The 20,091-nt window shown below is 73.0% G+C and carries 20 protein-coding genes; 13 read left to right on the top strand and 7 right to left on the bottom strand.

Annotated features, from left to right (window positions below; all coding sequences use genetic code 11):
* Window positions 1-97: 97 nt before the first annotated feature.
* Both Q9S71_RS06390 and Q9S71_RS06385 read right to left on the bottom strand, forming a co-directional pair.
* On the bottom strand, window positions 98-442 hold the full coding sequence (locus Q9S71_RS06390; RefSeq protein ID WP_311861247.1) for a TfoX/Sxy family protein: 345 nt from the start codon (window positions 440-442) through the stop codon (window positions 98-100).
* A 168-nt stretch (window positions 443-610) separates the two neighbouring features.
* Window positions 611-1,564, bottom strand: a complete 954-nt coding sequence (locus tag Q9S71_RS06385; RefSeq protein WP_217532165.1) for an SDR family NAD(P)-dependent oxidoreductase — start codon at window positions 1,562-1,564, stop codon at window positions 611-613.
* Window positions 1,565-1,647: 83 nt separating this feature from the next.
* Here Q9S71_RS06385 and Q9S71_RS06380 point away from each other — a divergent pair, with 83 nt between their 5' ends.
* Window positions 1,648-1,794 (top strand): hypothetical protein, encoded by a 147-nt coding sequence (locus Q9S71_RS06380; RefSeq protein ID WP_197471610.1) that lies wholly within the window; start codon window positions 1,648-1,650, stop codon window positions 1,792-1,794.
* A gap of 17 nt (window positions 1,795-1,811) precedes the next feature.
* Here the strand turns inward: Q9S71_RS06380 and pyrE are convergent, their stop codons facing one another.
* A complete protein-coding gene (pyrE, locus tag Q9S71_RS06375) occupies window positions 1,812-2,390 on the bottom strand; it encodes an orotate phosphoribosyltransferase (protein ID WP_311861242.1) in 579 nt (192 codons plus the stop codon).
* A 52-nt stretch (window positions 2,391-2,442) separates the two neighbouring features.
* Between pyrE and Q9S71_RS06370 the strand changes: the two genes are divergently transcribed.
* From Q9S71_RS06370 to Q9S71_RS06360, 3 genes are all read left to right on the top strand, one after another.
* Window positions 2,443-3,282, top strand: coding sequence for an exodeoxyribonuclease III (locus Q9S71_RS06370; protein WP_217532159.1), 840 nt, complete (start codon window positions 2,443-2,445; stop codon window positions 3,280-3,282).
* Window positions 3,283-3,345: 63 nt separating this feature from the next.
* Complete coding sequence (locus tag Q9S71_RS06365; protein WP_311861239.1) at window positions 3,346-4,605, top strand: sensor histidine kinase; 1,260 nt, start codon at window positions 3,346-3,348, stop codon at window positions 4,603-4,605.
* Complete coding sequence (locus tag Q9S71_RS06360; protein WP_311861237.1) at window positions 4,602-5,273, top strand: response regulator transcription factor; 672 nt, start codon at window positions 4,602-4,604, stop codon at window positions 5,271-5,273. The genes Q9S71_RS06365 and Q9S71_RS06360 overlap by 4 nt, the downstream gene beginning before the upstream one ends.
* Before the next feature lie 64 nt (window positions 5,274-5,337).
* Here Q9S71_RS06360 and Q9S71_RS06355 read toward each other — a convergent pair whose 3' ends face one another.
* Window positions 5,338-5,907 carry an NADPH-dependent FMN reductase gene (locus Q9S71_RS06355; RefSeq protein ID WP_217532135.1) on the bottom strand — a complete coding sequence of 190 codons (570 nt, stop codon included), beginning with the start codon at window positions 5,905-5,907 and terminating at the stop codon, window positions 5,338-5,340.
* A 213-nt stretch (window positions 5,908-6,120) separates the two neighbouring features.
* Between Q9S71_RS06355 and Q9S71_RS06350 the strand changes: the two genes are divergently transcribed.
* Together Q9S71_RS06350 and Q9S71_RS06345 are read left to right on the top strand one after the other, a co-directional pair.
* Window positions 6,121-7,005 (top strand): ABC transporter ATP-binding protein, encoded by an 885-nt coding sequence (locus tag Q9S71_RS06350; RefSeq protein ID WP_217532133.1) that lies wholly within the window; start codon window positions 6,121-6,123, stop codon window positions 7,003-7,005.
* Window positions 7,002-8,087, top strand: a complete 1,086-nt coding sequence (locus Q9S71_RS06345; protein ID WP_311861234.1) for an ABC transporter permease — start codon at window positions 7,002-7,004, stop codon at window positions 8,085-8,087. Before Q9S71_RS06350 ends, Q9S71_RS06345 begins: the two co-directional genes overlap by 4 nt.
* Before the next feature lie 57 nt (window positions 8,088-8,144).
* Here Q9S71_RS06345 and Q9S71_RS06340 read toward each other — a convergent pair whose 3' ends face one another.
* Window positions 8,145-9,569, bottom strand: coding sequence for a serine/threonine-protein kinase (locus tag Q9S71_RS06340; protein WP_311861232.1), 1,425 nt, complete (start codon window positions 9,567-9,569; stop codon window positions 8,145-8,147).
* A gap of 84 nt (window positions 9,570-9,653) precedes the next feature.
* Window positions 9,654-11,453 carry a glycoside hydrolase family 15 protein gene (locus Q9S71_RS06335; protein ID WP_311861229.1) on the bottom strand — a complete coding sequence of 600 codons (1,800 nt, stop codon included), beginning with the start codon at window positions 11,451-11,453 and terminating at the stop codon, window positions 9,654-9,656.
* A gap of 79 nt (window positions 11,454-11,532) precedes the next feature.
* On the opposite strand from Q9S71_RS06335, the gene Q9S71_RS06330 reads away from it, so the two are divergent.
* The 6 genes from Q9S71_RS06330 to Q9S71_RS06305 all read left to right on the top strand — a co-directional run bounded on the left by Q9S71_RS06330 (window position 11,533) and on the right by Q9S71_RS06305 (window position 17,275).
* Entirely contained in the window at window positions 11,533-12,897 is a 1,365-nt protein-coding gene (locus Q9S71_RS06330; protein WP_311861228.1) for a glucose-6-phosphate dehydrogenase, read from the top strand.
* Between the two features lie 43 nt (window positions 12,898-12,940).
* Entirely contained in the window at window positions 12,941-13,513 is a 573-nt protein-coding gene (locus tag Q9S71_RS06325; RefSeq protein ID WP_311861226.1) for a nitroreductase family protein, read from the top strand.
* 61 nt (window positions 13,514-13,574) lie between these two features.
* Window positions 13,575-14,276, top strand: coding sequence for a hypothetical protein (locus Q9S71_RS06320; RefSeq protein WP_311861224.1), 702 nt, complete (start codon window positions 13,575-13,577; stop codon window positions 14,274-14,276).
* 77 nt (window positions 14,277-14,353) lie between these two features.
* On the top strand, window positions 14,354-15,472 hold the full coding sequence (locus Q9S71_RS06315) for a type III polyketide synthase (RefSeq protein WP_311861222.1): 1,119 nt from the start codon (window positions 14,354-14,356) through the stop codon (window positions 15,470-15,472).
* Window positions 15,469-16,161, top strand: coding sequence for a methyltransferase domain-containing protein (locus tag Q9S71_RS06310; protein ID WP_311861220.1), 693 nt, complete (start codon window positions 15,469-15,471; stop codon window positions 16,159-16,161). The genes Q9S71_RS06315 and Q9S71_RS06310 overlap by 4 nt, the downstream gene beginning before the upstream one ends.
* Window positions 16,154-17,275 carry an FAD-dependent oxidoreductase gene (locus Q9S71_RS06305; RefSeq protein ID WP_311861217.1) on the top strand — a complete coding sequence of 374 codons (1,122 nt, stop codon included), beginning with the start codon at window positions 16,154-16,156 and terminating at the stop codon, window positions 17,273-17,275. Before Q9S71_RS06310 ends, Q9S71_RS06305 begins: the two co-directional genes overlap by 8 nt.
* A gap of 281 nt (window positions 17,276-17,556) precedes the next feature.
* Here the strand turns inward: Q9S71_RS06305 and Q9S71_RS06300 are convergent, their stop codons facing one another.
* The gene (locus tag Q9S71_RS06300; protein WP_311861215.1) at window positions 17,557-18,387 is read right to left on the bottom strand and encodes a UbiA family prenyltransferase; all 831 of its coding nucleotides are present in this window, start codon (window positions 18,385-18,387) and stop codon (window positions 17,557-17,559) included.
* A gap of 262 nt (window positions 18,388-18,649) precedes the next feature.
* On the opposite strand from Q9S71_RS06300, the gene Q9S71_RS06295 reads away from it, so the two are divergent.
* A complete protein-coding gene (locus tag Q9S71_RS06295; protein WP_311861214.1) occupies window positions 18,650-20,074 on the top strand; it encodes an HNH endonuclease signature motif containing protein in 1,425 nt (474 codons plus the stop codon).
* The last annotated feature ends 17 nt before the right edge of the window (window positions 20,075-20,091 follow it).

Here is a 20,091-nt window from a genome sequence, read left to right as displayed (position 1 = left end):
CCATCACCTTGCCGAACGCTTCGAGCCTAATCAGACGCCTCGGTCGCGCACTGTCCCCTCTTCGGAGGACAAACGTCGCCGGCCGCGGCGGCCTGAGTCAGCGCGCGCTCTTGCCGGGGCGGCGGAGCGCCGCCCGCACCCAGAACTCCAGCCGGGAGTGCTCGGGGTCGAGCGCGATCCGCAGCCAGCTCAGCCCCATCGAGCGCTCGCCCATGAACGAGCGTTCCGCGTCGGGTTCGGCCAGCAGCGCGGGATCCTCGTCGTCCCTCACCCGCACCAACAGCGACTCGTTCTTGAAGACCGCGACGGCCATCGCATCGTCGACCATGAGGGCGACGGCGCCGAACATCGCGATCTCGCGCACGGCGCGGTCACCGATGATCGTGCGCGCCTCATCGAGGATCTCGCGCACCTCGGGGGTCGTCCGCACCATGTCAGCCATCTCTCATCCCTAGCGGTCCCGGGTCCAGGACGGCAAGCACCGCACGTCCGCACCACCGCCGGTGCTGCTGTCGCACCGCGCGGGGGTCCGGGTCCACTCCCGCCCCAGCGGTCGTGCATCCGGCACCGCACCCGGCCGCGAGAGCTCACCGCACCCGGCCGCGAGAGCTCAGCGCAGGCGCAGCCGCCGGCCCTTCAGGTACGGCCATTCGGTGCGTGTCGCGTGCTCGGCGTAGTGCCACATGCGGGCGCCGACGTCGGGGTCGATCGCGATCCGCGGCGCGCGCTCGAGCACCGGCGCCCCGGTGTACGTCCGCGCGGGACCCCAGTACTGGCCGCCCTCGGCGTCGGGGTCGACGAGCGCGCGCACCGGCGCCCACGCCCCCCGCTCCTTCGACTGCGCGACGGCGGCCTGCAGACCGCCGAGCAGGCGCTTGCGCCGCGACGGCGCACTGACGCCGGGGATCCGTCGCGTCCGCCCGCCGAGCGAGTAGCCGGGATGCGCGACGAGGCTCTGGACGGGGACGGATGCCGCACGCAGCCTCCGGTCCGCTTCGAAACCGAGCGCCGCGGTGGCGACCTTCGACTGCACGTACGCCCGCCACGGCGTGTAGTCGTCGACGAGTTCGGGGTCGATCGGGTCCCACGGGAAGAGCTTGGTCGCGATCGAGCCGAGCCAGACCATGCGGCCGCGGGCGGCGGCGAGCGCGGGCAGCACGGCACCGGCGAGCGCGTAGTGGCCGAGCGCGTTCGTGGCGATGACGAGCTCGTGCCCGTCGCGGGTCACCTCGCGCTCCTTCGGCGGGTGGACGATACCCGCGTTGAAGAGGGCGCCGTGCAGTCCGACGCGTCCGCGGACGGTCGCCGCGGCGGCGCGGACCGAGCCCAGGTTGCTCGTGTCGAGCGCGAGGGTCTCGAGGTCGGCATCCGGCACCTGGTCGAGGATCGCGGCCCGCGCGCGCGACAGCCGCGAGGGGTTTCGGGCCGTCATGACGACGTGGGCACCGGCCGCGGCGAGCTGCAGACAGCTGAAGAATCCGACACCCGTGTTCGAGCCGGTGACGAGGTAACGACGACCGCTCAGATCGGGGAGATCGTCCGGGTCCCAGTCATCGCGCGCCACATGCTCGACCCTACGCTCGGCACCTGTGCGCGGCATCCTCTTGCGCTCGGCGTCGCGTCCGGGTTCCGTGCGAGAGTGGACGCATGAACGAGCTCGAGCAGAACCTGCTGTACAGCGTCGTCGGGCTGTCGCTGCTGACCTCGCTCGTGCTCATCGTCGTCCGCGGGTTCCGACGGCGCGGCGACGACCGCCGCGGCCGCAAGCCGTGGGACGACCTCGAACCCAAGTAGGGCTCGCGCCGGCGGGATTACTGCGGCTGCAGGCCCAGGTCGTCGAGGTCGATCGCGGCGAGCCAGGTGAGACCCGCCGCCTCGACGGCGGCCTGCGCGCCGGTCTTGCGATCGACGATCACGGCGACCGCGACGGGCTCGGCGCCCTCGCGGCGCAGCGCCTCGACGGCCTTGAGCGCCGACTGACCGGTGGTCGAGGTGTCCTCGACGACGACGACGCGCTTGCCCGCGACATCCGCTCCTTCGACCTGACGACCGCGGCCGTGGTCCTTGGGCTCCTTGCGGACGACGAACGCGTCGAGCGGCGTGTCGGTGCGCGCGGACTCGTGCATGACGGCGTTCGCGATGGGGTCGGCGCCGAGGGTGAGCCCGCCGACCGCGACGATGCCGTCGACGTCGCGGATGAGGTCGAGCATGATGCGCCCGATGGCGGGCGCCGCGCGGTGGTCGAGCGTGAGCTTTCGCATGTCGACGTAGTAGGTCGCCTTCTTGCCGCTCGACAGGGTGAAGTCGCCGTGGAACACGGCCTCCTCCTGGATGAGCGAGATGAGGCTCTGGCGGTCGGCTTCGAGTGCGGGCGTGGAGGCGACGGTCACGGCTCCGAGTCTACGACCGGCGGCGTCGGACGCCCGATCTAGGCTGGGAACCATGCGGCTTGCCACCTGGAACGTCAACTCCATCCGCGCGCGCGTCGTGCGCACCGTCGAGTTCGCCGTGCGCGAGAACATCGACGTGCTCGCGATGCAGGAGATCAAGTGCAAGCCCGAGCAGTTCCCCTACGAGGCGTTCGAAGAGGCGGGCTACCACGTCGAGGCGCACGGCCTGAACCAGTGGAATGGCGTCGCGATCGCGAGTCGTGAGCCGATCACCGAGGTCGAGTACGCCTTCCCCGACATGCCGGGGTTCCTGAAGGGCCACGAGGGTCCGGATGCCCCGCAGGAGGCCCGCGCGCTCGGCGCGACGATCGACGGCGTCAAGGTCTGGAGCCTCTACGTCCCCAACGGCCGCGGTCTCGACGACCCGCACTTCGCGTACAAACTGCACTGGCTCGAGGCGCTCCGTGCCTACACGCAGTCGACGCTCGCCGCGCAGCCCGGCCTGCCGCTGGCCCTCGTCGGCGACTTCAACATCGCCCCGACCGACGCCGACAACGGCGACCCGACGGTCGTCGAGGGCGTGACGACGCACGTCTCGCCCGAGGAGCGCGCCGCCTTCCAGTCCCTGCTCGACGCCGGGCTCACCGACACTGTCCGCCCGCTCGTCCCGACCGGCTACACCTACTGGGACTACAAGCAGCTGCGCTTCCCCCGCAACGAAGGCCTGCGCATCGACTTCATCCTCGGTTCGGCGGCCTTCGCCGACGGTGTCGTCGGGGCATCCATCCACCGCGACGAGCGCAAGGGCGAGATCCCCAGCGACCACGTGCCGGTGGTCGTCGACCTCGACCTCGGCGGCGAGGACGACGACGACCGTCCGATGATCTTCTGACGCCGAAGGCTCTCCCCCGCAGGACGGATGCCGCGCCGCATCCGCCCCTCTAGCGTGGAAGGCATGTCCGACTCGACGCTCCGCCGCGCCGTCACCCCCGCCGAACGGCGTCACGACGCCTGGCTCGCCGCCGGGATGCTGGTCGCCGGCCTGATCAGCACCGCCCTCGGCACGGTCTCGAACATCTACGGCGGCAACGGCCCGGCTCTGCACTGGGGGCTGCTCTACGCCGCGGCGATCACGGTCCCCCTCGCCCTTCGACGCCGGTTCCCCGGCACGGTGCTGGTCGTCGTGTCCGCGGCCTTCTTCGTGGGCATGTCGGCGGGTATCCCCGAGGTGTACGTCGGCAACGTGTCGCTGTTCATCGCGATGTACACGGTGGGCGCCTGGGTCGCCGACCGGCGCCGTGCGGCGCTCGTCCGCATCCTGCTGATCGTCGCGATGTTCGTGTGGCTGCTCATCACCATGTTCCAGTCGGCGGCCTCCGACGACGGACTCTCGCAGCAGGGGCCGTTCTCCCCCTTCGCGGCGTTCGCGCTGATCCAGTTCCTCGTCAACGTGGCCTTCTTCGGCGGTGCCTACCTGTTCGGCGAGCGCGCCTACACGGGTGCGATGGAGCGCGCGGCGCTCGAGCAGCGCACCGCCGAACTCGAACGCGAGCGCGAACGGACGGCGGCACAGGCCGTCGCCCTCGACCGCGTGCGCATCGCACGCGAGCTGCACGACGTCGTCGCCCACCACGTCTCGGCGATGGGGGTGCAGGCGGGTGCCGCGCGGACGGTGTTCGAGCAGAACCCGGATGCCGCGCGCACCGCGCTCACCGGCATCGAGTCCTCCGCGCGCGAGGCACTGACCGAACTGCGCCAGCTGCTCGAGACGCTGCGGACGCCCGACACCGACGCATCCGACACCGACGCGCTCGGCGGGTCGACGCTGCACCTCGACGCGCTGCCGACGCTCGTCGCCCACGCGAACGAGAACGGCCTGCCGACGACGCTGTCCGTCGTCGGCGACGCGGTGCCGACCTCCGACCTCGTGCAGGTGAACCTATACCGGATCGCGCAGGAGGCGCTCACGAACGCCCGCCGTCACGGCGGCCCCGGCGCGACGGCCGACGTGCGCCTGCGCTACGCCGACGACGCCGTCGAACTCGAGGTCTCGAACACCGGACGCGCGCCGATCTCCGGACGCGCGGGCCTCGGCCTGGTCGGGATGCGCGAACGCGCCGCTTCCTCCGGAGGAACGCTCGAGGCGCGCGCCCGCGACCGGGGCGGCTTCCTCGTTCGGGCGCGCATGCCGCTGACGCAGGCGGTGCCGGCATGATCCGCGTGCTGCTGGTCGACGACCACGCCGTCATGCGCACCGGGTTCCGCATGATCCTCGAGGCCGCGGGCGACATCGAGGTCGTCGGCGAGGCGGGCGACGGTCGCGCCGCCGTCGCGGCCGCGCGCGAGCTGCGCCCCGACGTGATCTGCATGGACGTGCAGATGCCCGACATGGACGGCCTCGAGGCGACGCGGCGGATCGTGGCGGATGCCGAGGTCGCGGCATCCGTCGTCATCGTGACGACCTTCGACCGCGACGACTACCTGTTCCAGGCGCTGTCGGCGGGGGCGAGCGGGTTCCTTCTCAAGAACGCCGGGCCTGAGGAGCTCACGAACGCCGTGCGGGTCGCCCACTCCGGCGACGCGCTGCTCGCGCCGTCGGTGACGCGCCGGGTGATCGAGCGGTTCGCGCAGGCGGAGGCGGCACCGGCGGCATCCCTCCCCCGGACGACGGATGCCGCGCCCACCCTGCCGGTGGAGCTCACCGAGCGCGAGGCCGAGGTGCTGCGTCTGCTCGCGCGTGCGATGAGCAACGGCGAGATCGCCCAGGAGCTCTACATCGGCGAGGCGACGGTCAAGACGCACGTGTCGAACGTGCTGCAGAAGCTCGGCGCCCGCGACCGCGTCGCCGCCGTGGTCTGGGCCTACCGGCACGGCCTGGCCTGAGCCGCCCCGCACGCGGAACGGCCCCGCCCGAGTCGGGGCGGGGCCGTTCCAGCCGTGACGCGGGTCAGACGTCCGCGGGGACCTTGGCGTAGCGGTCGATCAGGTCGCCGAACGCCTCGAGGTAGCCGGTCAGGAAGCCGGCGGTCTCGTCGCTGGTGACCTCGCCGTCCTCGCCGAACAGGCCGGGCGTGCTCTGCACGTAGCCTTCGGGCTGGCCGAGCGTGGGGGCGTTGAAGTGGCTGAGGATCGCCTTCAGGTGCTGCTGCGCGGCGGCGGTGCCGATGCCGCTGCCCGAGGTGCCGATGACGGCGGTGGGCTTGAGGTTGAACGCGTTCTGGCCGTAGGGGCGAGCGGCCCAGTCGAGCGCGTTCTTCAGCACGCCCGGGATCGAGCGGCTGTACTCGGGAGTCACGATGATGACGCCATCGACGTCCGCGATCGCCTGCTTGAAGTCGACGGCGACCTGCGGGAAGTCCGCGTCGTGGTCGACCGAGTAGAACGGCAGGTCCTTGATCGGGATCTCGACCAACGTGGTGCCCTCGGGTGCGAGGCGCTCGAGCGCCTTGGCGAGGCGGCGGTTGATCGACGTCGACGAGATGCTGCCGACGATGTAGCCGATGGTGCGGTTCGTCATGGGTCCTCCAAAAGAGTCGAAACGGATGCCGTTCGGCACCGTGGAGTCCAACGGGACCCCCGGCATCCCTATTCCTGTGAATGCAATAAGACGTCACGCTCCCCCTCGCGGCGGGGATCCCGGATCACCCGCCGGGGGGAGGCCCCCGGCACCCGATCTTCCTAACGTGGAACACGTGCCACCGCCGGTGGAACAGGATCACAGGAGGAACGGATGCTGCAGCTACGCGGGATCACCAAGAGCTACGGCTCGCGGCGGGTGCTCGACGACGTCGCGTTCGATGTCGCCCCCGGCCGCCTGACCGGGTTCGTCGGCGGCAACGGCGCCGGCAAGACCACCACGATGCGCATCATGCTCGGCGTGCTGGGCCGCGACAGCGGCGAGGTCACGCTGAACGGCGCGCCCGTCACGACCGCCGACCGCCGCCGCTTCGGGTACATGCCCGAAGAGCGCGGCCTGTACCCGAAGATGAAGGTGCTCGAGCACATCGTCTACCTCGCCCGTCTGCACGGGTTCTCGAAGGCGGATGCCACGACCCGCGCGACGGCGCTGCTGCAGGAGCTCGGGCTCGGGGAGCGCCTGGACGACAACGTCGAGACGCTCTCGCTCGGCAACCAGCAGCGCGCCCAGATCGCCGCGGCGCTCGTGCACGACCCCGAGGTGCTCATCCTCGACGAGCCGTTCTCGGGCCTCGACCCGCTCGCGGTCGACGTCGTGGCCGAGGTGCTGCAGACCCGCGCCGCGCAGGGCGTCTCGGTGCTCTTCTCGTCGCACCAGCTCGACGTCGTCGAGCGCCTGTGCGACGACCTCGTCATCATCGCCGGCGGCACGATCCGCGCGGCCGGCACCCGCGACGGCCTGCGCGCCGAGCACGCCTCGCGGCGCTTCGAACTCGTCTCGGCCACCGACGCCGGCTGGCTGCGCGATGAGCCGGGCGTCGAGGTCGTCGACTTCGACGGCGGATACGCGGTATTCGAGGCCGACTCGGACGAGACCGTCCAGCGCGTCCTGCAGCGCGCCGTCACCCACGGCGCCGTCACGAGCTTCGCCCCCCGCCGCCCCACCCTCGCCCAGATCTTCACGGAGGTCATCCAGTGAACACGTCACCGTCCTTCGGCCAGAGCGTCTGGCTCGTCACCGAGCGGGAGATCGGCTCGAAGCTGCGCTCGAAGTCCTTCATCATCTCGACCGTCGTCATGTTCGTGATCGTGCTGGCCGCGGTCCTCTGGGCCGGCTTCACGGCGCAGAGCGACAACCGCACGCCGATCGCGGTCACCTCCGAGACCGCCTCAGCCCTCACCGACCCCGACGCCTTCGACGTGACGGATGTCGCGACCGCCGACGAGGCACGCGAACTCGTCCGCGACGGCGAGGTCGACGCCGCCGTCATCCCGGGCGGCGCCGAGCCCCTCGGCTACACCGTGGTGTTCGACGAGCAGGTCTCCAACAGCCTGCTGCAGCAGCTGAGCATCGCGCCCGAGGTCGAGATCCTCGAACCCGCGAGCACCGACGGGTTCCTGCGCTACATCATCGCGATCGCGTTCGGCGGCGTCTTCTTCGCCGCGGCGCTCACCTTCGGCACGACCATCGCGACGAGCGTCGTCGAGGAGAAGCAGACCCGCGTGGTCGAGCTGCTCATCTCGGCGATCCCGACCCGCGCCCTCCTGGCCGGCAAGGTGCTCGGCAACACGGTGCTCGCGATGGGGCAGATCGTCGGTATCGCCGCGGTCGCGATCATCGGCCTGACGGTGACAGGTCAGGACTTCCTCATCGCGGGGCTCGGCGGTCCGATCGCGTGGTTCGCGGTGTTCTTCCTCTTCGGGTTCGTCCTGCTGGCCGCGCTGTTCGCCGCGGCGGGCGCGATGGTCTCGCGACAGGAGGACATCGGACCGACGATCACGCCGCTCACCTACATCGTGATGGCGCCGTACTTCCTCGTCATCTTCTTCAACGACAACCCCGTCGTGCTGACGATCATGTCGTACGTGCCGTTCTCGGCCCCGGTGGGGATGCCGGTGCGCATCTTCGTCGGCGAGGCGCAGTGGTGGGAGCCCCTGCTCGCGCTGGCCGTCATGCTCGCCGCGTGCATCGGGGCGATCCTCCTCGGCGCGAAGATCTACGAGAACTCGCTCCTGCGCATGGGGGCGCGCGTCAAGCTGCGCGAGGCCCTGTCGCGCTGATCCTGCCGCACCGCGGCATCCGCTGAACCGCTCCGTCCGCACCCGCGGCGGGGCGGTTCAGCCGCGTCCGGGGCCGCCCTTGCCGGGCTTGTCCTTGCCGGGTTTGTCGGGCTTGTCCTGCTTGTCGGGCTTGTCCTGCTTGTCGGGTTTGCCGCCGCCCTTGTCGTCGGCAGGGGCGTCATCGGTGCCCGAGTCGTCGACCGTCGAGACCGTGGGCGTCGGGGTGGCGGTCGGCGTCACCTCCGCCGTCCGGGCGGGCGTCGGCTCGGTCTGCGCGGGGTCGGTCGTTCCGGACTGCTGTCCGCCGAAGAGCGACGCCGCCCAGATGCTGGCCCCGGCGAGCAGGGCGACGACCGCGACGGCGAGCCCGATGACGAGCGGACGGCGGGACCGGCGACGTGAGTCCGCCTCGCTGGATGCCGGAGCCGGCGCCGACCCGAAGGCCACCGTCGCCGCCGTCGGGTAGCGGCGCGTCGGGGCATCGCCCGCCGTGCGGGTGGCCGCCGGCTCGAGCACGGCCGGGGCGTCGTCGTCGCGAGGCTCCGCCTGCGTCGCCGGCGTGTCGGCGGGGGTCGTCGCCGCGATCGGGATGCCGGCGGCCACCGCCGCGCGCACCGGCGGCAGCGGGGGCGCACCGTCGACCGGCGCGGTGCGCAGCCGCTCGGCAGCCTCGACGACCGCGAGCGCGGTCGGACGCTCCTCGGGGCGGGTAGCGGTCATGCGCGACAGCAGCGACGTCCAGGCGGGGCCGAGCGCGTCGGGGATCGTCGGCGGCGTGGTGAGGCGGGCCAGGGCGGCGCCGACCCCGTCGGTGTGCGGGTACGCGCGCTCGCCGGTGAGGGCTTCGAGCAGCACCAGGCCGAGCGCGTACACGTCGGCGGGCGGAGCCGGGTCGCCGCCCTGCACCTGCTCCGGGGCGAGATAGGCGGCCGTCCCGATGATCGTGCCGGGCGTCGTCAGCCGGGCGCTGTCGAGGAGCAGGGCGATGCCGAAGTCGGCGAGCTTCGCGCGGGGCCGCCCGCCCGGCAGGTGCGGCGGGGCGAGCAGCACGTTCGACGGCTTCATGTCGCGGTGCACGACCCCCGACGCGTGCACGACGTGGAGGGCTTCGCCGAGCTCCGCGGCGAGCGCGGCGACCTCGGCCGGGGGCAGCGGCCCCTCGGCGATCCGGGAGCTGAGGGTCGGCCCGTCGACGAACTCCATCACGAGGTATTCGGGCGATCCGGTCAGGTGCGCGTCGAAGAGGGTCACGAGCGACGGGTGGTTGAGCGAGGCGAGGAGGGTCACCTCGCTCCGGGCGCGCTCGGGCGCTCCGGCGACCCCCTCGACGCCGGGGCGCAGCACCTTGACGGCGACCGTCCGCCCGAGCGCGGTGTCGTCCGCGCGGAAGACCCGCGCCATGCCGCCCTGACCGACCTGCGCGATCAGCCGGTAACGATCCGCCAGAGTGTCGCCGACGAGCGGCTCGGGTGCGTCCGTCATCGTCTCCTCCTCCGCCCGGGTCAGCGGTCCCGTCTACGACGCTACCCCCGGCATCCACTCCCCCGCAGTCCCTTGACGGAGCGGCTACGTCCGGTGCGCCGCGCGGCCGACGTGGCCGGCGAGCGCGTCGGCCGCGCCGACGAGGGCGAGATGCGAGAGCGCCTGCGGGGTGTTGCCGATGTGGTGTCCGGTGGCGGGGTCGTACTCCTCCGAGAGCAGGCCGACGCCGTTGGCGACGGCGCAGAGGCGGTCCATGAGGCGCGTCGCGTCGTCGATGCGGCCGGTCGCCGCGTACTGCTCGACGAGCCAGAACGAGCAGGCGAGGAAGGGATGCTCGTCGCCGGGCAGTCCGTCGGTGCCGGCGGCGGTACGGTACCGCATGACGAAGCCGTCGCGCAGGAGGTCGCGCTCGATGCGGGCGACGGTGGCGAGCATCCGCGGGTCGTCGGCCGCGCAGAACCCGACGAGCGGCAGGAGCAGCAGCGAGGCGTCGACCTCGTCGGTGGTGTCGTGCTGCGTGAAGTGGCCGCCCGCGGCATCCACTCCGGTCGCATCGATCTCGGCGCGCACGCGGTCGCGCAGTCGCTCCCAGACGTCGGCGTCGCCCTCGAGTCCGTGCTCGCGCACCGCGCGGACGCCGCGGTCGAGCGCGGCCCACACCATGGCGCGCGAGTGGGTGAAGTGGTGCAGGTCGCCGCGCATCTCCCAGATGCCGTGGTCGGGGCGGTCGACCCACTCGACGACCTGCGCCAGCAGCGCACGCTGCAGCGACCACGACGACGGCGTCTCGGCGACTCCCGCCAGGCGCGCCGCCTCGAGGGCGACGAGCACCTCGCCGATCACGTCGCCCTGGTACTGGTCGACCGCGCCGTTGCCGATCCGCACCGGCGCCGAGCCCCGGTACCCCGGCAGGCTCGTCAGCTCGCGCTCGGGCAGGTCGCGCTCACCGCCGAGGCCGTACATGATCTGCACGTCGGCCGGGTCGCCGGCGACCGCCCGCAGCAACCATCCGCGCCAACGCTCGGCCGCGGCCGTGTAGCCGTGGGCGAGGTAGGCCTCGAGTGTGAGCGCGGCGTCGCGCAGCCACACGAAGCGGTAGTCCCAGTTGCGCGACCCGCCCGGGTCCTCGGGGAGGGACGTCGTCGCCGCCGCGACGATGCCGCCCGTGTCGGGGTGGGTGAGGGCGCGCAGCACGAGCATCGACCGCATCACATGGTCGGCCCAGCGTCCATGCCCTTCGACGCGGGACGCCCACTCGGTCCACCACCGGCGGGTCGCGTCGAGCGCGGTGTCGACGTCGCACGCGACCGGATGCGGGTGGTACGACCGGTCCCACGCGAGCACCGAGTCGACCGTCGTCCCCGGCCGGGCCGTGAACGATCCGCGGTGGGTCGTCCCGTCCGGGCGCAGCCGCGGACCGCGGACCACGACGGCGTCGGGCCCCGCGATCGCGAGCAGCACGGCCGCCGCGTCGTCGTCGCCGATCTGCCGCACCCACGGCAGCGCCCGCGCGTAGTCGAACCGCAGGCGCAACTCGCTCTCGAAGGCGACCGTCCCCTCGACGCCGACCACCCGCCGCACGACGACGTCCTCGTCGATCGGCAGGAACTCGATGACGTCGGCGACGCCGGTGGACGTCGTCCAGCGCGTGACGAGCACGAACGTGTCGCCGTCGTAGCGCCGCGCGGCGGTGGCCTCGGGATCGGCGGGCCGCAGGCTCCACCGGCCGTGCTCCTCGTCGCCGAGCAGCGCACCGAAGATCGACGCCGCGTCGTAGCGGGGGAGGCAGAGCCAGTCGATGCTGCCGGCATCCGAAACCAGGGCCGCCGTCCGACAGTTGCTGAGCAGGGCGTAGGACTCGATCGGGGCAGGCATCGTCGTCATTGTCGCCCTCGCGCACGGTCGGGGCAAGAGACGGCACCCGACTCCGGTTCGCGCGCACCGCGGGGCTAGGGTGACGCGCATGACGGCCGACACGACCCTGCTCATCCTCGGCGCCTCCGGCGACCTCACCTCGCGCCTGCTCCTGCCCGCGCTCGGGCAGCTGCTCGCGCGCGAGCCCGACCGCAACGTGCGCCTCGCGGGCGCCGGCGTCGACGAGTGGACCGACGACGCCTGGCGCGAGACGGTCCGGAAGGCGTTCGCGACGACCGATGCGGAGTCCGCCTTCGACCGGCTCTCCGACACGACCTACACGCAGGCCGACATCACCGACCCGGGTCAGCTGCAGACGCTGCTGGATGCCGCCGAGGGCCGCCCCGCGCTCTACTTCGCCGTGCCGCCCGCCGTCGCCGCGAAGGCGTGCGAGGCCCTGCGGTCGGTCACGATCCCGGACGGCACGATCCTCGCGCTCGAGAAGCCCTTCGGGTCGGATGCCGCCAGCGCCGAACGCCTCAACGCGACCCTCGCCGACCTCGTCCCCGAGAGCCATGTCTTCCGCGTCGACCACTTCCTCGGCCGCTCGACGGTCCTCAACCTGCTCGGGGTGCGCTTCGCGAACCGGCTCATCGAACCGGCGTGGTCGGCCGACCACATCGCGTCGATCCTCGTGCAGTTCGACGAGCCGCTGGGTCTCGAAGGCCGTGCGGGCTACTACGACAAGGCCGGCGCGCTGACCGACATGATCCAGAGCCACCTGCTGCAGGTGATGGCGTTCGTGACGATGGAACCCCCGGCATCCCTCGACGAGCGCGACCTCCGCGACGCGACGGGCGCGGCACTCCGCGCGACGGCCGTCTGGGGCGACGACCCCGTCGCCTCGTCGCGACGGGCGCGGTACACGGCGGGCACCGTGGACGGACGCGAGTTCCCGTCGTACGTCGACGAGCCGGGCGTCGACCCGGCGCGCGGCACCGAGACCCTCGCGGAGATGACCGTCGAGGTGCGCAACGCCCGCTGGCAGGGCGTGCCGATCACGCTGCGCTCGGGCAAGGGCCTGGGGCACGCCGAGGCGAAGGTCGAGGTGCGCTTCCACCCGGTGCGGCACCTGCCGCGCGGCTTCACGGGCGACCCCGGCCCCACCGTCCTCAGCTTCTCGCTCGGGCCCGACTCGATCTCGCTCGGACTGAACGTCAACGGAGAGGCCGACCCGCTCGAGCTCGAGCGCGCGACCCTCGAGGCCCACCTGGGCGAGGGGTCGCTGAAGGCGTACGCCGAGGTCCTCTCGGGCATCCTCGACGGCGACGCCATGCTCTCGGTGCGCGGGGACGCCGCCGTCGACTGCTGGCACATCGTGCAGCCGGTCGTCGACGCGTGGCGGGACGGCCGCGTGCCGATGGACGAGTACGCCGCGGGCACGGCGGGCCCGGCCGACTGGCCGACGTCCTGACGCATCGACCCCGCACCCAGGGAGGCGGTGATGGAATGGACGGATGCCGAACCGCACCGCCACGACCGACGCCCCCCTCCTCGACGTGCTCAGCGAGCGCTGGAGCACCCGCATCTTCGATGCGTCCGCAGCGATCGACGAGCAGGCCCTGCGGTCCGCCCTCGAGGCGGCGCGCTGGTCACCGTCGGCGTCGAACACGCAGCCATGGCGGTTCATCGTCGCGCGGCGGGGGTCGGCATCCCACGCCGCCGTCGTCGACAGCCTGATGGGGTTCAACCGCTCGTGGGCGGCCGACGCGGCCGCGCTCGTCGTGTTCGTCGCGACGACCGAGCAGGACGGCAAGGCCCTGCGCTGGGCCGCGTACGACGTCGGCCAGGCCGCGGCGCACTTCACCGTGCAGGCGCATGCGAACGACCTCGGGACGCACCAGATGGGCGGCTTCCACGCCGACCGGATCGCCGAATCGTTCGGCCTCACCGACACGCAGCGTGCCCTGACCGTCATGGCCGTCGGACCGGTGGGCGACCTCGACGCGGCATCCGAGGAACTGCAGGCGCGCGAGAACGCCCCGCGGGAGCGGCGTCCGGTCGCCGACTCGCTGCTCGTCGACGACTGATCCGGCGCGGCGAATGCCGATTCGGCCCGCATCCCGTCGATGTGTTGGTTGAGTGATCCCGATGGACGACGACGAGGCCGCCGAGCTCGCCCGACTGCGCGAGCGCGCCTACGGGCGCACCCCCGACATCGCAGGGGATGCCGCCGCCCTGGCGCGCCTGCGGGAGCTCGAGACCCGCGCCGCGCGGCGGGATGCGCCCGCGGGCGATGACACGCGGGCTGGGGAAGAGGTCGCGCCCGTCGCGCCCACTGCGCCCGCCGCTTCCGAGCGCGCCGCCGCGGAGGCGCCGCCCCAGGATCGACCCCGCCGGCGTGCGCCGGGGTGGCGCGTCGCGGCCGGCGCCGTCGTCGCCGCGGCCGTACTCGTGACGGCGACCGTCGCGATCACTCGGGCGGTCCCCGAGGACACCCCGCGCTACCCCGGCGCGGAGCGCGTCGCGACCCTCGCCGTCATCGACGGCGGCAGTGCGCCCGAGGACTCGTCGGCCGGACGGAGATACAGCGACTTCCGCGGCTACTCGGTGTTCGCGTTCACGGCCAGCAACGTCGACCGTCCCGACGTCGAGTGCCTCAGCGTCGTGAGCCCCGCCGAAGCCGCCGACGACAGCTTGTCAGTGTGCGGCTCGGCACCGTTCCCCGTCGCGGTGACGGCGGTCGTCAGCGAGCAGAGCCCCGACGCGGCGCGCGCCGCGTACCCGCTCGGCACCGCCCTGAACTTCACCCTCACGGGGGCGGGCGTGGAGGTGTGGGTCGGCAGCAGGTGAGCCTTCGCGGGTTCACACACGACCGGGTCATGGTCAACCCGCAGCCTCGACCGATCGCGCGCCGGTTACGGTGAGGCATGACCACCCGCATCCTGTCCATCGGCACCGCCGTGCCCGAGGCCCGTCTCCGACAGGATCAGGTGCGCGATCTGTTCGCGGGGCAGCCGGGTGCCGACCGGCTCACGCGGCGGCTCATCGGCGCCGCGTTCGACGCCTCGGCGATCGAGACCCGGCACACCGTGCTCGACGACCTGGCCGCCGCGGCCGCGGCCTCCGCACCCGCCGGTGACGAGCGGATGCCGACGGTCACCGACGCCGGTTCGTTGCTCGCCCCCTCCACCGGCGCCCGCAACGACGCCTACATCCGGCTCGCACCCCCGCTGTTCGCCGAGGCGGCGCGGAAGGCGCTCGCCGCGGCATCCGTCACCGCGGCCGAGGTGACCCACGTCGTCACGGTCTCGTGCACGGGCATGTTCGCGCCCGGTCCCGACTACCGCCTCGTGCGCGACCTGGAGCTGCCGACCACGGTCGCCCGCGCGCACCTCGGGTTCATGGGGTGCGCGGCGGCGGTGCCGGCGCTGCGGACGGCGGCCCAGACGTGCGCGGCCGACCCGACCGCCGTGGTCCTCGTCGTCTGCGCCGAGCTGTGCTCGTTGCACGTGCGGACGCCGGCCGACCACGACGAGATCGTCGCGGCGTCCGTGTTCGCCGACGGCGCGGCGGCGGCGGTCGTGAGCGCAGACCCGTCGCGCGCGACGGGGGCGTCGTTCGAGCTCGACCGCTTCGCAACGGTGCTCACGGACGAGGGCGAGAAGGACATGGCCTGGACGATCGGTGACACCGGCTTCGAGATGGTGCTGTCGGCCGAGGTGCCGCGCATCATCGGGCGCGAGATCCGCGGCGCGGTCGAGACGTTCCTCGGCGACGACGGCGTCGACACGTGGGCGGTGCACCCCGGCGGGCGCAGCGTGCTCGACCGGGTCGAGGCCGGGCTCGAGCTGCCCGCCGACGCCCTGACGGTGTCGCGCGACGTGCTGCGCGACTACGGCAACATGTCGAGCGCGACAATCCTCTTCATCCTCGGCGCGCTCCTGGCCGCGGGCCTCGACGACGGCGACCGGGTGGCGACGCTCGCCTTCGGGCCCGGGCTCACCCTCGAAGCCGCGCGGCTGACGTTCCGGACGGGGGCCGCGTGAACCTCGCCGTGCGCGACACCGCTCTCCGCGAGCTGATGGACGATCCGGACTGCGACCCGGCGATGCTGGCCGAGACGCTGCGGAGGTTCGACCTCGTGAACCGCGCGATCGGCGGGTGGGGCCGGGTCTGGCGGCGCGGCATCCGTCCCCGGCTGCTGCGGCTGGGTCGTCCGGCGCGGGTGCTCGACGTGGGCAGCGGCGGCGGCGACGTGCTCGCGCGTCTCGCGGCCTGGGCCGAGCGCGACGGGCTCGACGTGCAGTGGCTCGGGATCGACCCCGACCCGCGGGCGCTCGAGGTGGCGCGGCAGCGCGGGAGCGCGCGGGTATCGTTCGCCGCGACGGATGCCGCCGGTCTCCGCGCGGCCGGCGAGCGGTTCGACCTGGTGCTGTCGAACCACGTGCTGCACCATCTGAGCGATGCGGAGCTCACTGCCTTCGCCGCCGACACGCGCGCGCTCGCGACCGGGGCGGTGCTGCACGCCGACATCGAGCGCAGCGCACTGGCGTATGCGCTCTACGGCATAGGCATCACGGCGCTGGAGCGGGGGACGTTCCTGCGGACCGACGGACTGCGCTCGATCCGGCGGAGCTATCGCGCGGACGAGCTCGCCGCGGCGCTCGGGGCGCCGTGGCGCGTCGCGTCGCCGGCGCCGTTCCGGCTGCTCGCGGTGGCGGACGGCGATGGCTGAGGTCCTCGTCGTCGGGGCGGGTCCCGTCGGCACGCTGCTGGCGGCCGAGCTGACGCGGTTCGGCGTCGAGGTCGCGATCGTCGAGCGGCGCGAGGCGGCGGGCGGCGGTTCGCGCGCCATCGGGGTGCACGCTCCCGTCCTCGCGGCGCTGGAGGCCGGCGGGGCGACCGAGCGCCTGTTGAGCAGCGCCGTGCGGGTGCGCCGGGGCGAGGCGCGCAGCGACGGACGGGCGATCGGGGCGGTCGACTTCGGGCGCCTGGATGTGCGGCATCCGTACGTCGCGACCCTGCCCCAGGTCGAAACCGAACGCGCGCTGCGGGGCGACGGACCCGAGCCCGAGCGGGGCACGACGGTAGCGCGGGTCGCCCCCGACGGCGCCCGAATGTGGGTCGAGACCGACCGCGGAGACCGGGCCGCGCCGATCGTGGTGGTCGCGGGCGGGGTCGGTGCGCGCAACCTCGTCTACCGTCCGGAGGCGCTGCGGCGGACTGCATACGCCGATCGGTATCTGATGACGGATGCCGCCGTGCCGCCCCGCGCCGACGCCGAGACCGCCGTGGTGCACCTGGCCCCCGGCGGCGTGCTCGAGTCGTTCCCGCTGCCCGGCGGACGGCGTCGCTTCGTCGCGTGGGACGCCGGTGGGAGTGCCGCGTCGCGGGCGGATCGGTTGCGCCGGGCTATGCGCGAGCGGGGCGAGGCGGAGGCTGCCGAGGCGGTGACCGAGGCGACGGAGTTCGGGGTGCGGCGGGTGCTCGCGCCCGCGATGCGTCGGGACCGCGTGTTCGTGATCGGCGACGCGGCGCACGAGGTCAGTCCGATCGGCGGCCAGGGCATGAACCTCGGACTGTTGGATGCCGCGACCCTCGCTCCCCTGCTCGCCGCATGGATCCGGTCGGGGTCGGCGCCCGAGGCCGACCTCGCGGAGTGGGAGCGTGACCGCGTGCGCTCCGCACGGGTCGCCGGCCGCCTCGCCGCGGTCAACATGGCGCTCGGCCGACCCGTCTCGGGCGCTGTGCACGCGCTGCGCTCGCGCGTGCTGGGTTCGGTGCTCGCCGCGACCGGCGGGCTCGTCCCGCACGCCTACGCGATGGGCCTCGATCGCGCGAGCCGCTGAGGGGTCGGCCGCGGCGCGGTTCCGGGGACGCGAGTCGTCGGGTGAGCAGCCCCCGCGCGACATCTCGGGTCCCCGGAGCGTCGGGCGGGGCGCGGCTCGTCGGCGCTCGCGGTTCGAGGGACGCGTCCTGCCGCCCGCGCCGCCGCTTCGCGACACGTTGGGTCCCCGGAAGCGTCGGGCCGGGCCGCGACCCGTCTGCATCCGCCGCTCCAGGGACGCATCCCGTCGCCCGATCGACCTCCCGGCGACACGTCGCGTCCCTGGAACCGCCCGCCCCGGGGTCAGGACAGGCTCGAGCCCACCACGAGCTGCGCGGCGAGGACCAGCGCGGCGGCCATCACGAGCCGGAACCCCGTGCGGTCCGGGCCGCGGCGCCGCATCCGGAGCAGCACCGCACCCGCGATGATGGCGACGACGACGGCGAACGGGATCATCGCGGCCGCCGGTGCGCCCTCGGCGAGGCTGCCCACGAGCACCGCGACCGCGGCGAGGACGATACCGGCGACGGCGAGGACGACGGATGCCGCGGCTCCGAGCCGATGCGGCAGTCCGCGAACCCCGGTGCGGCGGTCGTCGTCGAGATCGGGGAGGACGTTCGTCAGGTGCACGGCGGCGCCGAGTACCGCTCCCGCGATGGTCGCCCAGAGCGCGGCGGGCTGCGGGTCGGGCGCCGAGAGGGTGGCGAGCGACGGGAAGATGCCGAAGCTCACGAGGAACGGTGCGAGCGACGCGGGGGTCGCCTTGAGCCCGGCGTTGTAGCTCCACGCCGAGACGAGCGCGACGACGTGGGCGAGCAGCATCCCCCAGCCGAGGACGGCGGAGAGCACGATCGCGACGCCCAGCGAGGCGAACGCCGCGATCCACGCGGTGCGCACGCGGGTGTCGCCGCGGACGAGCGGCTTGTCGGAGCGGCCCACCGTGGCGTCGCGGAACAGGTCGATCGCATCGTTCGACAGGCCGACCGACACCTGCCCCGCGAACACCGCGACGACGAGGATGACGAGGCGCCACGGCTCGAGCCCGGCGGCGAGGCCGAGGGCCAGCGAGAGCGCGGTCACCACGAGCGACGGCCCGGGGTGGGTGGCGCCCCACAGGGCCCGCGCGGTTCGCATGCTCGATCCTTTCACGCCGAGTCTGTGCGGCGGACCTCCGGCAGTGGAGCGCGAGGCGCGGGCTCAGAGGATGATCGTCCCCCACGGTTGGGCGGATGCCACAATCAACCGCACGAGCTGCGGGGCATGGCGCATTGACTTCGGTCACGGAGGACGCGCCGCCGCGAGGATGAGAGGACTCTCATTCCTTGGGTGTGCACAACGTGTGTTCCGGGCCCGTTTTTCCGGGGTGGATGTCGGTGGCCAGTGGCAGAGTGCAGGTATGACGGATGCGGCGGAAACCCCCGGTGGCGAGGACTATCTCGCCACCTTGGCGGGGGTCGTTGCGGACGTCGACTCCGCGGCCCGGCGGATCGCCGCCGCGCAGATCGAGGAGCTGCGTGCACTGGCCGCCGCCGGCCGTCTCGCCGAAGCCCAAACCGCGCAACGCAACGCGCGGGTCCAGGTCCACGACATGGCGTTGCGGTCGATCGCGGCCGAGGTCGGCGGGGTCATGCGGGTCACCGACCGGACCGTGCAACGCCGGATCGGTGAGGCGCGGACGTTGATCGAAGGGTTTCCCGCGACCGTCGAGGCATGGGAGCACGGGCGGATCGTTCGGGGCCACGCGATCGCGATCGTCGAGACCGGGACGAGTCTGCCGGCCGAGATGTGGTCCGAGTTCGAACAGGTCGCGATCACCCGGTGCGAACGGGACACCCCGAACCGGGTGCGAGGCGAGCTCGAGATCCTCGCACACCGGATGCACCCGCGCTCGTTCGCGGAACGACACGAGGAGGCCGCTGCTGGGCGGTGCGTGCGGATCGTGCCGGGACGGGACGGGATGTCCGACGTGATCGCGACGTTGCCGACGGTGGTTGCGGAGGGCATCCACGACCGGCTGACGCAGCAGGCGCGCGCGATCATCGACACCCGCGACGAGCGCGCCGCCGCGCATGACGGAGCGGGTGCCGCGTTCGGGGAAGCTGCCGCGACGCGCGCGGAGGTCGGCGATGGCCACGGCGACGCCGACAGCGAGGACGCTGCCGCTATCGTCGCCACTGACAACCGCTCCACCGATCAGGTCCGCGCGGACGTGTTCGCCGACCTGCTTCTTGCGGGGACCCCGGCCCTCGACGACACCCGCGACACCACCGCCGGTCCGCTCGGCGCGATCCGCGCCCGCGTGCAGATCCTCATCCCCGCCGCCACCCTCACGGGCGAGGACGACGGACCGAGCGACCTCGCCGGGCGCTCCCCCATCGACCCCGCCACGGCCCGCTCCCTCGCGGGCGGCACCGGGGTGTGGGAGCGGTTGTTCCACGACCCGACCACCGGTGTCACCGTCGCGACCGACTCGTACCGGGTGCCGTCCGGGATGCGCAGGTTCCTGCAAGCAAGAGACCAGCATTGTCGGTTCCCCGGATGCCGCACGGCTGCGATCCGCTGCGAAGTCGACCACACCCACGATCACGCGCTCGGCGGGCGAACCGAACTCACCAACCTGGCGCACCTGTGCCAGCGGCATCACTCGATGAAGCAGTTCACCGCCTGGCGGGTCCGACAACTGAAGGGTGGCGTCCTCGAATGGACCTCACCCCTCGGCAGGACCTACCGCGAAGACGCCCCCACCCCGGCCGTCGCCTTCACCCCTGCCGCACCACCTCCACCCGCGCCGCGGGCTCCAGCGGGACCCGCACCCTTCTGAAACAAGAGAGCGCCCTG

The organism is Microbacterium gawkjiense (assembly GCF_031932225.1).
GTDB classification, from domain to species: Bacteria; Actinomycetota; Actinomycetes; order Actinomycetales; family Microbacteriaceae; genus Microbacterium; species Microbacterium gawkjiense.
The sequence above is the reverse complement of the archived record's forward strand: the minus strand, read 5'-3'. Positions and strand labels throughout refer to the sequence as shown.

Excerpts from the sequence above, each read along its gene's own strand:
- Q9S71_RS06370 (WP_217532159.1), top strand. The coding sequence starts at position 2,443 with ATGCGGCTTGCCACCTGGAACGTCAACTCCATCCGCGCGCGCGTCGTG.
- Q9S71_RS06365 (WP_311861239.1), top strand. The coding sequence starts at position 3,346 with ATGTCCGACTCGACGCTCCGCCGCGCCGTCACCCCCGCCGAACGGCGT.
- Q9S71_RS06315 (WP_311861222.1), top strand. The coding sequence starts at position 14,354 with ATGACCACCCGCATCCTGTCCATCGGCACCGCCGTGCCCGAGGCCCGT.
- Q9S71_RS06360 (WP_311861237.1), top strand. The coding sequence starts at position 4,602 with ATGATCCGCGTGCTGCTGGTCGACGACCACGCCGTCATGCGCACCGGG.
- Q9S71_RS06380 (WP_197471610.1), top strand. The coding sequence starts at position 1,648 with ATGAACGAGCTCGAGCAGAACCTGCTGTACAGCGTCGTCGGGCTGTCG.
- Q9S71_RS06330 (WP_311861228.1), top strand. The coding sequence starts at position 11,533 with ATGACGGCCGACACGACCCTGCTCATCCTCGGCGCCTCCGGCGACCTC.
- Q9S71_RS06295 (WP_311861214.1), top strand. The coding sequence starts at position 18,650 with ATGACGGATGCGGCGGAAACCCCCGGTGGCGAGGACTATCTCGCCACC.
- Q9S71_RS06350 (WP_217532133.1), top strand. The coding sequence starts at position 6,121 with ATGCTGCAGCTACGCGGGATCACCAAGAGCTACGGCTCGCGGCGGGTG.
- Q9S71_RS06335 (WP_311861229.1), bottom strand. The coding sequence starts at position 11,453 with ATGACGACGATGCCTGCCCCGATCGAGTCCTACGCCCTGCTCAGCAAC.
- Q9S71_RS06340 (WP_311861232.1), bottom strand. The coding sequence starts at position 9,569 with ATGACGGACGCACCCGAGCCGCTCGTCGGCGACACTCTGGCGGATCGT.
- Q9S71_RS06355 (WP_217532135.1), bottom strand. The coding sequence starts at position 5,907 with ATGACGAACCGCACCATCGGCTACATCGTCGGCAGCATCTCGTCGACG.
- Q9S71_RS06325 (WP_311861226.1), top strand. The coding sequence starts at position 12,941 with ATGCCGAACCGCACCGCCACGACCGACGCCCCCCTCCTCGACGTGCTC.
- Q9S71_RS06300 (WP_311861215.1), bottom strand. The coding sequence starts at position 18,387 with ATGCGAACCGCGCGGGCCCTGTGGGGCGCCACCCACCCCGGGCCGTCG.
- Q9S71_RS06305 (WP_311861217.1), top strand. The coding sequence starts at position 16,154 with ATGGCTGAGGTCCTCGTCGTCGGGGCGGGTCCCGTCGGCACGCTGCTG.
- Q9S71_RS06390 (WP_311861247.1), bottom strand. The coding sequence starts at position 442 with ATGGCTGACATGGTGCGGACGACCCCCGAGGTGCGCGAGATCCTCGAT.
- Q9S71_RS06320 (WP_311861224.1), top strand. The coding sequence starts at position 13,575 with ATGGACGACGACGAGGCCGCCGAGCTCGCCCGACTGCGCGAGCGCGCC.